General features: G+C 39.2%; 15 protein-coding genes and 1 pseudogene. 2 read left to right on the forward strand and 14 right to left on the reverse strand.

Annotation, left to right across the window (positions count from 1 at the left end):
• Window positions 1-49: 49 nt before the first annotated feature.
• The 9 genes from HMPREF1040_RS07985 to HMPREF1040_RS00800 all read right to left on the reverse strand — a co-directional run bounded on the left by HMPREF1040_RS07985 (window position 50) and on the right by HMPREF1040_RS00800 (window position 8,242).
• Window positions 50-463, reverse strand: a complete 414-nt coding sequence (locus HMPREF1040_RS07985) for a hypothetical protein (protein WP_176604697.1) — start codon at window positions 461-463, stop codon at window positions 50-52.
• A gap of 369 nt (window positions 464-832) precedes the next feature.
• Window positions 833-2,497, reverse strand: coding sequence for a cell wall metabolism sensor histidine kinase WalK (locus tag HMPREF1040_RS00765; protein ID WP_007392055.1), 1,665 nt, complete (start codon window positions 2,495-2,497; stop codon window positions 833-835).
• Window positions 2,487-3,167, reverse strand: coding sequence for a response regulator transcription factor (locus tag HMPREF1040_RS00770; RefSeq protein WP_007392056.1), 681 nt, complete (start codon window positions 3,165-3,167; stop codon window positions 2,487-2,489). The genes HMPREF1040_RS00765 and HMPREF1040_RS00770 overlap by 11 nt, the downstream gene beginning before the upstream one ends.
• The gene (phoU, locus tag HMPREF1040_RS00775) at window positions 3,142-3,813 is read right to left on the reverse strand and encodes a phosphate signaling complex protein PhoU (RefSeq protein ID WP_007392060.1); all 672 of its coding nucleotides are present in this window, start codon (window positions 3,811-3,813) and stop codon (window positions 3,142-3,144) included. The genes HMPREF1040_RS00770 and phoU overlap by 26 nt, the downstream gene beginning before the upstream one ends.
• Window positions 3,813-4,589: a phosphate ABC transporter ATP-binding protein PstB gene (pstB, locus tag HMPREF1040_RS00780; RefSeq protein ID WP_007392073.1), complete on the reverse strand. Its 777-nt coding sequence runs from the start codon at window positions 4,587-4,589 to the stop codon at window positions 3,813-3,815. The genes phoU and pstB overlap by 1 nt, the downstream gene beginning before the upstream one ends.
• The gene (gene pstA / locus HMPREF1040_RS00785; RefSeq protein WP_255261317.1) at window positions 4,590-5,402 is read right to left on the reverse strand and encodes a phosphate ABC transporter permease PstA; all 813 of its coding nucleotides are present in this window, start codon (window positions 5,400-5,402) and stop codon (window positions 4,590-4,592) included.
• 51 nt (window positions 5,403-5,453) lie between these two features.
• The gene (gene pstC / locus HMPREF1040_RS00790; protein WP_007392070.1) at window positions 5,454-6,320 is read right to left on the reverse strand and encodes a phosphate ABC transporter permease subunit PstC; all 867 of its coding nucleotides are present in this window, start codon (window positions 6,318-6,320) and stop codon (window positions 5,454-5,456) included.
• A gap of 64 nt (window positions 6,321-6,384) precedes the next feature.
• Complete coding sequence (locus tag HMPREF1040_RS00795) at window positions 6,385-7,230, reverse strand: phosphate ABC transporter substrate-binding protein (protein WP_007392038.1); 846 nt, start codon at window positions 7,228-7,230, stop codon at window positions 6,385-6,387.
• A 481-nt stretch (window positions 7,231-7,711) separates the two neighbouring features.
• Window positions 7,712-8,242, reverse strand: a complete 531-nt coding sequence (locus tag HMPREF1040_RS00800; RefSeq protein WP_007392085.1) for a hypothetical protein — start codon at window positions 8,240-8,242, stop codon at window positions 7,712-7,714.
• A gap of 367 nt (window positions 8,243-8,609) precedes the next feature.
• On the opposite strand from HMPREF1040_RS00800, the pseudogene HMPREF1040_RS08150 reads away from it, so the two are divergent.
• Window positions 8,610-8,714: pseudogene (locus HMPREF1040_RS08150) on the forward strand (conjugal transfer protein); the annotation flags it as partial.
• Window positions 8,715-8,787: 73 nt separating this feature from the next.
• Entirely contained in the window at window positions 8,788-9,606 is an 819-nt protein-coding gene (locus tag HMPREF1040_RS00810; RefSeq protein WP_007392123.1) for a sulfite exporter TauE/SafE family protein, read from the forward strand.
• A gap of 429 nt (window positions 9,607-10,035) precedes the next feature.
• Here the strand turns inward: HMPREF1040_RS00810 and HMPREF1040_RS08225 are convergent, their stop codons facing one another.
• From HMPREF1040_RS08225 to HMPREF1040_RS00830, 5 genes are all read right to left on the reverse strand, one after another.
• A complete protein-coding gene (locus HMPREF1040_RS08225) occupies window positions 10,036-10,254 on the reverse strand; it encodes a hypothetical protein (RefSeq protein ID WP_353935640.1) in 219 nt (72 codons plus the stop codon).
• Window positions 10,255-10,328: 74 nt separating this feature from the next.
• Window positions 10,329-10,532, reverse strand: coding sequence for a methyltransferase domain-containing protein (locus tag HMPREF1040_RS08230; protein ID WP_007392039.1), 204 nt, complete (start codon window positions 10,530-10,532; stop codon window positions 10,329-10,331).
• 43 nt (window positions 10,533-10,575) lie between these two features.
• Window positions 10,576-11,814, reverse strand: a complete 1,239-nt coding sequence (locus HMPREF1040_RS00820) for an ATP-binding protein (protein ID WP_255261318.1) — start codon at window positions 11,812-11,814, stop codon at window positions 10,576-10,578.
• 478 nt (window positions 11,815-12,292) lie between these two features.
• A complete protein-coding gene (locus HMPREF1040_RS00825; protein ID WP_007392051.1) occupies window positions 12,293-12,766 on the reverse strand; it encodes a hypothetical protein in 474 nt (157 codons plus the stop codon).
• A 3-nt stretch (window positions 12,767-12,769) separates the two neighbouring features.
• Entirely contained in the window at window positions 12,770-13,390 is a 621-nt protein-coding gene (locus HMPREF1040_RS00830; protein WP_007392111.1) for a hypothetical protein, read from the reverse strand.
• Between the last annotated feature and the right edge of the window lie 30 nt (window positions 13,391-13,420).

Here is a 13,420-nt window from a genome sequence, read left to right on the forward strand (position 1 = left end):
AATTTAGTATACCACCTACTTTCATCCCTGTCAACCAATATTTGTTTCTCTAAAACTTAAGTTTCTTAGTTGTCAACACATATGTTACACATGGAGAAGTATTCCGATACAACTTGGTTAGGATTTTTGAAATTTTTACAAATTCATAACCATTGTCTACCTGAATCATTCGAATGGGAAATCCCATTTTTTCCTCAAGTTCCATTAGATATTTACCCGTTTCATAGGTACTCTTTTCTTTTACTATTTTTAGCACTCGTTCCCTACTGTATTCATCTATTCCTGTTATTTGATAATATCTATTCCCGTAACTTGGAAAGCGAATACATTCATCCGGAACATATTTGATATCAATTTGAACTTTATCGCCCGCATATTTTCTGTCCATTCTCTCGTATTTAAAATAACTTTTTCGACGGATTATCGGCTTCTTATATCCTTTTTTACGTATTTGTCTACACATACTTGTAAAACTTCTTTTATATCCTTTTTCTCTGCATCTCACGTAAACTTCGGCCAACCCATACACGCCGTTACGCTTCAGCATCCATTGTATTAAGTCCAATTCTTCTTTGTTATGAGCCTTAGGGTTAGAATGTGCACCAAGGCTTGCTGCTTGTAATGCGGAATATAATGAACTCTCGCCCCCTCATACGTATCTTTAAAATAATAAAAAGACCCGACTTGGTCCGCATTGTTAAGAGGCGTGTCGGGTACTGTTGTCTAGTATACCGTTTCAAATTTTTTGTTAAATCTTTTAGTTCTCCTTCGAGTTTTGCAAATTCATTCTATCAAAATATCTGAATAGATGTGTTATCCCTATTTTGCCGAATCAGACAAGTGATTTTTTTGGAAACGCTACAGTAATCACCGTACCTTTATTGGGTTCACTCTCTAACGATATTTTGCCATGGTGATATGCCACAGCATGTTTTACGATGCTAAGTCCGAGTCCGGTACCGCCGGACTGTTTGGAGTGGCTTTTGTCCACACGATAAAATCGTTCAAAGACACGCTCTTGATGCTCTGCCGGAATACCGATACCCGTATCTGCTATCTCAAGTCTGACATTCTTATCATCCTCGAAAACAGCAATTTTCACGCTACCGCCACTCCTATTATACGTAATGGCATTATCACAGAGATTATATACAATTTCATATAAGAGTCTTTTTACACCGTACATATTTCCATCGGCGCCGCTCCATGAAAGTGAAATATTTTTTGATTTTGCAGCATCAAAGAGTGTTTTACATACTTCATCAGCCAGATGACCAAGTGAAACCTCGGAAACAGGCATATCTGTCCCTTCATCCAACTGCGATAAGCGGATAATATCCTCAATGAGCGTAACAAGTCTGCTTGCTTCCTTTTTGATATATCCCACAAACCGGGGAATATCTTCCGATTTTGCAAGACCACTTTCCATTAAGTCTGTATATCCTATGATTCCCTGAAGCGGTGTCTTAAGTTCATGTGACACATTGGCTGTAAATTCCCGACGTCCTCTCTCTGCCTCTGCCTGTTCCGTAATATCAAACGCCAAAATAACCGTTCCAACCACCGCATCATCGGATACAATTCTGCTCAAATCAAACTGATACTCTCGCCCGTTTCGATTTTCCCTGAACTCTGCATGCCCGTTTTCCATAGATTTTTGCATGAAATCACGAATATTTTGATGGCGATCAACCTCAATGATGTTTCTTCCAATGCAGGTATCAGTCACACGAAACAGCTTTTTCGCTGACAGATTGATCGTAATAATTGCCCCGGCATTATCCAGTAAAATCAAGCTTTCACGCATATTACCGGTGATTTGATTAAATTCATCCCGCTTCTGTTTCAAACATGCAAGTGTTCGTTGTATCTCACGTTGCTGCCCTTGAATGCAGCGTAATAGAGGAAATAGTTCTTCATAGGTATCATTTTCCAGGGGGTTATCTAAATCCAATCGGTTTAAAGGTTCAACAATGCGCTTTGCCATACGTTTTCCCAATACCGCTGACAGAATAACAACAAAAATACTCACGATAAGAATCGGTTGTATCATAGAAAGAAGAAGCACAAGCACTGTAATGCGACTGGCAGAAATTCGTAAAACAGTGCCATCTGTTAACCTTACTGCCTCATACACGGTCTTTTTTGTCAGCGTTTTGGAATAGCGGGAACTACTTCCCGTTCCATGTTCAAATGCTTCTTTGATTTCTTCTCTATCGGCATGATTTTCCATGTTGGCGGGATTGATTTCATTGTCAAACAACACGGTTCCATCTTTGGAAACCCATGTGATGCGATAATTTTTTAAATCAAGTTGATTTAAAAAATCCTTTCCTGCAACCTCCGTTCCCCGTGCGGCGATTGACAATTCACCTACCAACTGATTCTTTTGAACCGTTCCGAAATAGTCAAACATACAGACAGTGATAATCAGAAGCGTGCCTAATAATGTACTGAAAGCAATCAAAAGAATGGATTTGAAAATTTTACTGCTCATATCCCGTCTCCCATCGATAACCGATATAACGAACCGTTTCAATGCATTTTCCATACCGACCTAATTTCTGTCTCAAGGTTTTAATGTGCATATCCAGCGTGCGGCTGTCTCCCATGTAATCGATGTTCCAAACCAAATCGTAAAGCTGTTCTCTCGTAAAAGCACTGCCCGGATGTGATAAAAATAAATGTAAGAGTTCAAATTCCTTAAAGGTAAGCATAATACGCTCTCCTTCTATCGTAAGTGTTCGCTCATCTAAATTCAGAATTAAACTGCCTACCTGCAAAAGTTCAAAAACCCGTCCTTTCTGACATCTGCGTAATACGGCTTTTACACGTGACACCAATTCCATCACACCAAATGGTTTTACAATATAATCATCGGCTCCTAAATCCAGCGCCTGAATTTTTTCATGTTCAGCACCTCTTGCCGTTGCCATAATGACAGGAATATTTTCCAGTTCCACCGAATGCCTCATCTTCCCCAAAAGTTCCACGCCATCCATTCCCGGAAGCATCACATCCAGTATCACCAATTCCGGTTTTTCTTTTTGAATCGCCTTCCAAAACTGCAATCCGTCGGAAAATCCTATTGCCTCAAACCCGGTGGAATTTAACGTATATATTTCTATTTCCCGAATGTTTTCATCGTCTTCTACACACCATATCATGTTCTCTCTCCTTATGCTTTCCTGTCATGGCATAAATAATCCATTCGGCAATATTGACTGCATGATCTCCGATACGCTCCAGATACTTTGCAATCATCAAAAAATCCAGCGCCGATTCGGCATCTGCATATTGTTTTATAATCAATTCTACAACGGCATTCTTCATTCGATCAAAAAAATTATTTATAATATCATATTCTAAAATCACATTTTCTGCAAGTGCTATATCCTTCCGAACGAATGCCTCCACACTGTCCGTTACCATTTTTACAACTGCCGAAGCCATATCATCGATAAGTTCCGCCCCCTTTATCTGACTGCCATTCAGTAAAATGACAAGTTCTGCAATGTCCTCCGCCTGATCCCCTATTCGCTCCATATCGGTAATCATTCTAAGTGCAGCAGAAATTTGACGCAAATCACCGGCTACCGGCTGCTGATGCAAGAGTAACTTCATACAGAGCTGTTCAATATCTCTTTCCAATCGATCAATTTCTCCGGCATTCTGTTTCTGCTCTCTTGCCAACATTACATTTCCTTCAAACAAGGATTTCGTTACCCCGGCGATGGTTTCTTCACATATCGCACCCATTCGAATCAGCTGTAAGTTCAGCTCATCCATTTGCTTGTCAAATTGATTTCTCATTATCCAAACCTTCCCGTAATATAATCTTCCGTTCTTTTATCCTGTGGCCGGTCAAAGATATTGTCCGTTGCTCCAAATTCCACCAGTTCACCAAGCAAGAAAAACGCTGTATAATCCGAGATCCTGACTGCCTGCTGCATATTATGCGTTACCATAACGATAGTATAATCTTTTTTCAGTTCCATAACCAATTCCTCAATCTTAGAAGTTGAAATCGGATCCAGTGCACTTGTCGGCTCATCCATCAAAAGAACATCCGGCTCTACTGCCAATGCTCTGGCAATGCAAAGTCTTTGTTGCTGACCGCCGGACAACCCCAATGCATTTTTCTTCAGACGATCTTTCACTTCATCCCAAATGGCAGCACCTCGAAGGGCTTTTTCAACAATCTCATCCAAACGTTCTCGTTTGGTGATTCCGTGAGTTCGCGGACCGTAGGCAACATTATCATAAATACTCATGGGAAACGGATTTGGTTTTTGAAATACCATTCCTATTTGTTTACGCAATTCATTGACATCAACATGATATGCAAAAATATTTTCTTCCCTATAATAAATCTCTCCGATAATTTTTACGGACGGAATCAGATCATTCATGCGATTTAATGTCTTTAAAAAAGTAGACTTTCCACACCCTGACGGACCAATCAGTGCCGTAATACTCTTTTCCGGGATTTCAATATTGATCTTTTTCAAAGCCTGATGTTCTCCATACCGGAGACACAAATCTTTAACAGTAATGAGTGAACCCATAGGTTTATTTCCTTTCTTCATTTATCGTTCCTTTCTCCTCTTGGCATAATATTTCTGTGTCATTTCAGCCGCAAAATTTATCATCAATACTAAGAGCATAAGTATTGCGGCAATCGCAAACGCAATGTCAAATTCTCCATCCTCCTTTGCATAAACATATAAACTGACGCTAAGCGTTGCTCCGGGAGAGGCAAGGCCGTCTGCAAATCCATGCAACGCATGGGCAAATCCTGCGGTGAAAAGAAGTGCAGCGGATTCTCCTAATATTCTTCCTACGGATAAAATACAGCCGGTAATAACCCCGTCCACACATCCGGGAATAACTACGGTGCGTACTACACGCCATTTTCCGGCACCCAGTCCGAACGCTCCTTCCCGATAGGAAATAGGGACACTTTTTAAACTCTCCTGTGTATTTCGCATAATAATCGGCAAATTCATGATTGCAAGCGTCAACGCTCCTGCCAAAAGACTTGTTCCCATATGATTTGCAAATATCAGCATACCCACCAACCCATAAATAATTGACGGGATACCCGACAGTGTTTCTGCCGTGTATTCCATGATAGAAACTATCTTTTGATTCGTCGCATATTCTGTCAAATAGATGGCTGCCCCAACTCCGAGCGGCAGTACAATCAACAATGCCGCAATCATAATGTACAAGGTATTCAGAATATCCGGTAAAATGCCGATGCGGTCACTGAGATAACTGGGTGCTGTAGACAAAAAAGACCAGTTGATACCCGGCACCCCTTTTATCAAAACATAAACCAACAGGAATAATGAAATAGCTGCTGTCAAACCGGTGCAAATATACATCAGTCCTTTCATGAACACCTCATATTGCTTTCGTCTTACTTTGTGATATTCTGTATTCATTTCCTATTTGGTACCCCTTTTCAAAAAGAAATTTAATGTAGCATTCAAAAGCATGATGAACAAGAACAAAACCAAGGCAACAGAGAACAGCGCTTCTCTCTGCAATCCGCCGGCATATGACATTTCGCCGGCAACTGCACCGGTCAGAAAACGCACGCTTTGAAACAGGGAATTCGGCATATTGGCAGCATTGCCTGCTACCATCATTACTGCCATCGCCTCTCCGATTGCCCGACCGATGCCAAGTACGATTGCAGCGGCTATGCCGCTTTTCGCTGCCGGAACAGACACCCGGAAGTAGGTTTCTATCCGAGTCGCTCCCAACGCAAGAGAAGCATCTTCATATTCCTTTGGTACTGCATCCAGTGCCGTAACGGACATCTTAATTACCGAAGGCAGAATCATAATAGCAAGTACCAGCATTGCCGCCAACAAACTTGCTCCGTCCGAAACATAAAACAACCGTTGAATTCCCGCTACTAAAATTAACATACCCACAAGACCATAGACAACAGATGGAATTCCTGCAAGCAGACTTATGAATGACTGTATGAGTTCTTTGATTTTAGGATTTGCTACTTTTGATAGATACACAGCCGTAAAAAATCCAACCGGAACCCCAAGCAGAACCGCACCTGCCGTGCCATAAATACTGGTAAGGATAAACGGCAGAATGCCATATTGAGGATTCGCCTTAGTCGGTGCCCATTCTGTTCCGAAAAGGAATGGTATAAGACCGATCTTATGAATGGCCGGAATTCCCGATATGACTAAATAAACAGTAATCAAAAGCACACCGCCAACTGTAATTAAGCCCAGCATAAAAAACAGTCCATGAATAACATTTTCGATCATTTGTTTTTTCTTCATCAACGTTCACCTCGACAAATGGAGACAGTACATTCTGTACTGTCTCCATCCTGATCTCCTATTCTTAATTTGCAGGAACGACCCCCGCTTTAGAAATCAGATCATGGGATGTCCGGGATGTTGCATAGTCAAAGAATTTCTTTGCTGCATCCGAAAGTTTCACGGATTTTTTTGTTACTAGTACAAAGGGACGCTGTATGGTATATTTTCCGTTTTGGATATTTTCCTCGTTAACTGCTACCCCATCAACCGTCAGTGCTTTGACAGAATTCTTAATGGATGCAGCAGATGCATACCCTATAGCATTCGGATTCTGCGCAACAGTAGTAATGACATCGCCTGTTGAAGTAAGTTCCTGTCGATACTTGCAGGCGTTTTTAGTCTTTGTAATAGATTCAAATCCATCACGGGTACCGGAACCGGCTTCACGACCAATCACAACAATCTTTTCATCCTTACCTCCTACCTGAGACCAGTTGGTAATTTTTCCTGTATAAATCCCTACAATATCTGTGATGCTTAAATTCCGTATCGGATTATCGGGATTTACAATCATTGCGATCCCGTCATGGGCAATTACCGTTTCCGTAAGACCGGACGCCTTCTCTTCGTCCTTCAAAATACGAGAAGCCAATCCGATATCACATCGTCCCTCTGAAACTGCTTTGATCCCTGAACCGGATCCGGTAGGATTATAAGTAAATGCAATCCCCGTATCCTTTTGAAATGATTCTCCCAAAATGCCGATAACTTTCTCCATGGATGTCGAACCGTCCAAGGAAACAGAAGCCGAGCTAGCCTTCTCATCGGGAAGTGCATTTTTCTGACTCGCCTTTCCTCCGCATGCCGTTAAAACCCCCAGGCAAAGCACACCTACTGCAACAATTGACAACATTTTTTTAATTTTCATAGTCAACAGCTCGTCCTTTCTTATTCGTGATTTTTTTCCTTTCACAATAATAAGTTTACAGACTGCTTGTAAAGTTCAAAAGACAAGGTTTGTAAAGTTGGTGTAAAGTATATCATGAACGTCATCAAAATCTACATAATAATTTTATAACCTCCGTTTGGCTATGAATATTGTCACTAATATCATTAAAAGATAAGCCCTCCTAGAATTCAAATCTTTATTATCCATTTCCGATCACAAAAATAAAGGCTTTCCAACAGCCAATCGTACTCATTAACGATAACCCGTTGAAAAGCCTTTTATTTACTACATATTTTTTTACTTGCTAGGGTGCAACTTCTGACATCAATGCTACGCATTCCACGTGTATCAAGACTACTCTAGTGATAGCCCTACATCAGAAACTTGGTCTTAACACTCGTCACAGTATAGAAGCTGGCAAAAGGAATGATGTCGGAGAATGTATGTCAACATCTTTTTATTATCGCCAACTATGCTTCTTTAGTTCCTCTGCAATCAAAAATGTGTCTGGTACAGATTTATTGTTATCAAAGTCAAGAATTTCCTCTAAGTCAAAAATCCGCGCCCCCATGCAACCTCCAGATGATACCTTCTGAAAATTTGTCTCGTAGAATTTTTCAACGAAGAAATATCTATGCTCATAATGGCGGATATCATATCCACATGTAATTGCATCATTCATTGCCTTGTCTATAATCTGCTTCCTCTCGGCTGTTAACTCTCCCATCTCATTAGTGAATCTTATAGAACCATTTTCCTCAACTACGCGTATTATTGCACAAACTTTTCCAATCGCTCTGACGCTTTTGTTTTTATAGAGTCCAAGATATTGATGTGTTCGAAATCCACGCTCAACTTTATCGTAATAAACATTTGACTTCACATTAAAATCAAATGTTGTTCCTGCAAGCTGCATTCTCATAACAGCTTTGCTTGGTAGGAGTCGCTCTTCGGAGCAAAAATCAATATAATCATTCAAAACATCCTGCATCTCATTTTCCTCCTTATTAATCTAATAATGTTCTTTTTATTGTTTTGAAAAATTGCATAAAAATAGGCAGGAACACATACCTATCCATCAGGTATATATTTCTGCCAATTAAAAAATTCTACGTGAAAAGAGACAGAACTACACTGTCTGTCTGTCTGTCTGTCTGTCTGTCTGTCTGTCTGTCTGTCTGTCTGTCTGTCTGTCTGTCTGTCTGTCTGTCTGTCTGTCAAGGATTTTGTCAGTTTTTTCATGGCTTGTCAACCTTTTATGCTAACTTTTCTTGCGTTAATTATACAAGAAATCTATATTGACTAGCCTTTATATATTGTATATCCGTTATTTACTCGTCTATTTTCATTACGCTCCCATCTTAGAAGATTATGACAAGAAGAATGTGTTTGATATTGAAGAATATATAAAGAGAAAAGGCAAGGTTAAGCTTAATAGAAATACGGTAATTGCAAAATTGTAATATTTACTATATTATATGGTCGAGGGTCATATAATATAGTAAAAGTAGTTAATAAAGTACGAGGAGGTAATTTGTGAAGAAAAGATATATGTTGAGAAATATTTTTAAAATCAAATATAATTTCCATAATATTGTTTTAATCGTTTTCATTGGACTATTAGCAGGTTTTTTATCAGGATTGTTCGGTGTAGGTGGGGGAATGGTGATAGTTCCTGCATTAACTGTTTTTATGAAATTTGATCAGCGTCATGCTAGTGCTACTTCTCTTGTTGCCATAATTATAACGTCGCTTTGTGGAAGCATTGTTTACGGTTTAGACGGAAAAGTGTCATTTTTATCAGCATTTTTTCTAATAATAGGTTCAGTTTTCGGATCACAAATTGGGGTATATTTTTTACATATTTTGCCTAAAAAAATATTTCCTTGGTGTTTTACACTTTTTGTATTACTAGTTATATGTTCTAGTCAAGTTTGGATTCCGTTAAGAAATGTAGATTTTAATGTTAGTTTTTTAAAAGCTATATGTCTTATATTTATAGGCGTTGTTTCTGGTATTTTTTCAGGTATTTTAGGCGTTGGCGGCGGAGGAATTATAGTGCCATGCGTGCAACTTTTGCTCGGCATGGGAGACCTTATGGCAAGAGGAACTGCTTTGCTTGTCATGCTTCCTACAGCTATAAGTGGCAGTATTGCTAATGCTCGTTACCATTATACTCATTTTACTGAAGGAATTATTATCGGTATTTTTGCGACATTTACTGTAAACTTAGGCGCAATAATTGCGCGCAGTATTTCACCTTTTATATGCAATATATTGTTTTGTATTTTTTTGTTCAGTGTATGCTTACAAATGATATTAAAAACAGGTATTTTAGCTAAGAATAAGCGTTAAATATGTAAAGTCTTTGACTTTTATTTATTTGAAAAAATAGTTTTGAATATAAAAAGTGGGGCTTAGATTTAAGCCCCACGATATAGGAGAATGTTATAAAGTAACTTTTTACAATTATGCCATTTGAGTAACATCTCTTTTTGCTTGTATAAATTTTATTATCATGTTTTTTGCGTGATAAATAATTATGCAAACTATACTGGATATCCTCACTTCACAGGGTGGGTGCAAAGTGGGTGCACTTTTTAACGTTAACATCCTGTGCACTCAACCCTAAAGCGTAGACATGTTCCCTCATACAGAAAAATCACGCTCAAAAACCACGCCGAGCTATCTTACAGCCGCCACTCACTAAACCTTTTAACGATAGACCCTGCAAACCCCTGCTACACAAGGGCAAATTTGCACCCACCTAATCAGCCTTTGACATCAAAACAACACTCTCAACGTGCGTTGTCTTTTGCTTGGGAACATATCTACGGGCTGTACTTTTTGCAGGGTATAGCCTTTTTGTGTGAGTCGTTCTATATCTCGTGCCAAGGTGGAGACGTTACAGGAAATATAGACGATTTTCTTTGGTTTTATTTCGCTGATGGCGTCAATGAGTTTTTCACTGCAACCGGCGCGGATGGGATCTAAGACTATTATGTCTACCGATTTTCCTTTTTTGGCTGCTTGTGATAGATAATCGGCAGCATAGGCGGCATGAAATTCTACGTTTTTTACATGATTTTTTCTGCATTTTTTTCTGCATTTTCGATAGCCGCCGGAATGATTTCTATGCCTATGACGTGTTTTGCTTTTTGTGCTAAATAGAGGGAAATGGTACCGGTGCCGCAGTAGGCGTCTATGACGGTTTCGTTTCCTTTTAAATCAGCATAGGAAAGTGCTATGTTATAAAGTTTTTCTGCTTGTTCTTGGTTCACTTGGAAGAAGGCGTGCGGGGAAATATATAAATACTAAAAACTATTAAGGTCTTAAAGCAGTAATAGGTATTACATAAACATCATCATTTCTTTTATATGCAAAAGGTGCTTTGGCGCATAATACCATCATAAATGATGGTTTGAACATATTTTTTGTATCTATTTTAGAGGCCAAATCTTTTAAAGTTTTAGCGCCTTCCTCAATTAATTTATCGCCACCGAGTTTAATTTCAATTAGTCCATAAGCTCCATTTCTTAAATGAATCACTGCATCACATTCTAATCCAGACTTATCTCTATAATGATAAACTGTCCCATCTAAATAATCTGTATAAATTCTTAAATCACGAACGCATAAGTTTTCAAATAAAAATCCCATGGTATTTAAATCATTTAGTAAATCGTTAGGCCCCATACCTAATGATGCCGTTGCGATAGATGGATCTGAAAAATATCTAGTTTCCGTTGTTCGTATAGAGGTTTTCGACCTTAAATTTGGATTCCATGCGGCAGAATCTTCTATAACAAATATTTTTCTTAAAGCATCCAGATAAGAATAAAGTGTTCCCTGATCAAATGTATCTGATTGATTAGCTAACATATCTTGCCTAATCGTTTCTAAAGAACTTTGCGTACCTACATGTCTTGCATAGGATTTAAGTAATCTCTTAGTCTTTTCCTTATCTCTTTTTATGGAATCCACTCTACTAATATCAGTAGACACAATAGCATCAAAATAATCTATCGCTTGAAATAATGCCGGTTTCTCATCTAACCCAATTGCTTTGGGCCATCCCCCCCTGCAAATAAAAAAAGCAATTTTTTCAAGACTCGTTTCATTAATGGCTGATATGTTTTCACCTTTAAATAAGTCTTTAATAGAAACTTCACCGCTAGAATCCTTTGATTCAAATAGACTCATGGTTCTCATCAAAAGCTTAGAAATTCTTCCTGTACCTGTATGCATAGAATCATCAAATCCATTAGGAACTGCTGACCCTGTCAAGATAAATTGACCAAATTCATCCCTATTATCAACCTCATAACGCACAGCATTCCATAAATTAGGTGAAATTTGCCACTCATCAATAAGTCTTGGAGTTTCTCCTTTAAGCAGCGTATTTGGAGAAATCTCTGCCATTTGTTGATATTGTCTCGTCATATCAGGACGATCCATCGATATAAAGCTTTTAGCCTTTTGTTTCGCTGTTGTTGTCTTTCCACACCATTTAGGACCTTCAATTAAAACTGCACCCTTTGCGTCTAATCGTTCTTCTAACAATTTATCTGCAATTGTAAAATGGTAGCAAAAAAAACGCACCATTATACCATTCTCAATGAATTAGGTTGAGCAACGGTTGAGCAACCGTAAAAAACTTTACAAAGATATGCCGAAACGGGTGTTGTATTTTTATGTATTGTGCTAATGTAGATGCGGTGAAGTCACACTGAGTCTTTTCGACATTTTTGTCGGAAAGTCTTTATCCGAAAAAAATTTAAAAAAAGCCGATGGAGTAACATCCCGTTACCCCATCGGCTTTTTGCTTATCTTGCAATCGTGCTGAAAAAATCGGCCACCGGGCCCCCGCCGACGCTTTCGCTCAAAATCGAGCAAAAGTCCTTGCCCCTAATAGCCCGCGTTTTTATTGGATGCTTTAGCGCCTTCTACTTTATAGCCACGGCGGACACCAAAATCTGACGCTTTTTTCTAAAAAAATAAAAAAATGATGGAGTAATTTTTCGTTACCCCATCGGCTTTTTTATTTTATGACTGCTCCGCCAACTGCTAACAAAGCAAGAACAGCGTACATGTCCCGTTGCCGTTTAATTACCGCCTTTTTATGCTGTTCCCGTTTAATTTGTTCGGTCAATATCCTCAATGACACCGCTTGCTTTCTTAAGAGATTGTCGGCTTGTTCTAATGATTCGTTCGCATTCTGCAATGTCTGCATTGTCTTGGTCATTTCCGCTTTTGATTTGTTCAGTTGTTTGTTTAGCTGTTGTAATTGCTTGTTCCGCTCTTGCTGTCGATTCTGTTGCCTGTTTAAGTTGTTCTCTAGCGTATTTAATGTCTTGTCTTGCTCCTGTATTGTCTGCTTTAATATCTGATATTGTTCGGCTGATAGAGTAATCGTCTTTTGTTCCTGTGCAAAAACAGAAGACGATAAGCATGCCAACACCAACACAAACAACATAAGGATAGATTTTTTTACCAATTGTTCTGATTTTTTCATACATCATCTTTCCCCCTTTAGCATTTGTAATGCTTCACTACATTCGTCCTTAAATCGCTTTTCTAGTCCGTTCCTAACGGATTCCGCCCGTATCCATGCTTTACTTACTTTGTAGATAGCTACAATCAAATCATAGTCGAACCGCTTATCATCGACATAGGTGATATTGGGATACCCCGTATAGTCCTTGCCGTTGTACATAGACTTACATGCCTCTTGCCACATCTTGACAATTCGCCCCGTTCCGTATTGTACGGCTCGACTCCATATGACATCCCTCATTGCGTAACTGTGCTTTTTGGCGTGAAACCCCGCCCGCTCAAGGCTGCCCGCTGCCGTATCATAATACCGTTCTTTAATGTACGCCCACTGTGCAGCTGAAAATTCTGGACGGTCAAGTCTTGCACATTCACGCCAACCGCTGTCTATATCAGTGCTATGTCGTATAGTCGTTCCAATCCACGGGTAGTGCCTATCCGCCCAACGGATAAAGTCTTGTAAACTGCCCATTTTGCTTGATAGCTGATAGCAACCATAACTCTTACCACCTGGATCACCTTTCCCCGAACTGATAAGTCCAGGATTGCCGTTGCTTTCATATTTTGCACTTAAATCTCCTAACATGTCTTAACTCCTTATCTAAAAACCGCCATA

This window comes from Megasphaera sp. UPII 135-E (assembly GCF_000221545.1).
In the GTDB taxonomy this organism is placed as follows: Bacteria; Bacillota; Negativicutes; order Veillonellales; family Megasphaeraceae; genus Megasphaera; species Megasphaera hutchinsoni.

Bases quoted from the DNA above. Each gene is read 5' to 3' on its own strand.
- HMPREF1040_RS00795 (WP_007392038.1), bottom strand. From the start codon at position 7,230: ATGAAAATTAAAAAAATGTTGTCAATTGTTGCAGTAGGTGTGCTTTGC.
- pstC (WP_007392070.1), bottom strand. From the start codon at position 6,320: ATGAAGAAAAAACAAATGATCGAAAATGTTATTCATGGACTGTTTTTT.
- pstA (WP_255261317.1), bottom strand. From the start codon at position 5,402: ATGAAAGGACTGATGTATATTTGCACCGGTTTGACAGCAGCTATTTCA.
- pstB (WP_007392073.1), bottom strand. From the start codon at position 4,589: ATGAAGAAAGGAAATAAACCTATGGGTTCACTCATTACTGTTAAAGAT.
- phoU (WP_007392060.1), bottom strand. From the start codon at position 3,813: ATGAGAAATCAATTTGACAAGCAAATGGATGAGCTGAACTTACAGCTG.
- HMPREF1040_RS00800 (WP_007392085.1), bottom strand. From the start codon at position 8,242: ATGCAGGATGTTTTGAATGATTATATTGATTTTTGCTCCGAAGAGCGA.
- HMPREF1040_RS00770 (WP_007392056.1), bottom strand. From the start codon at position 3,167: ATGATATGGTGTGTAGAAGACGATGAAAACATTCGGGAAATAGAAATA.
- HMPREF1040_RS07985 (WP_176604697.1), bottom strand. From the start codon at position 463: ATGTGTAGACAAATACGTAAAAAAGGATATAAGAAGCCGATAATCCGT.
- HMPREF1040_RS00830 (WP_007392111.1), bottom strand. From the start codon at position 13,390: ATGTTAGGAGATTTAAGTGCAAAATATGAAAGCAACGGCAATCCTGGA.
- HMPREF1040_RS00765 (WP_007392055.1), bottom strand. From the start codon at position 2,497: ATGAGCAGTAAAATTTTCAAATCCATTCTTTTGATTGCTTTCAGTACA.
- HMPREF1040_RS00825 (WP_007392051.1), bottom strand. From the start codon at position 12,766: ATGAAAAAATCAGAACAATTGGTAAAAAAATCTATCCTTATGTTGTTT.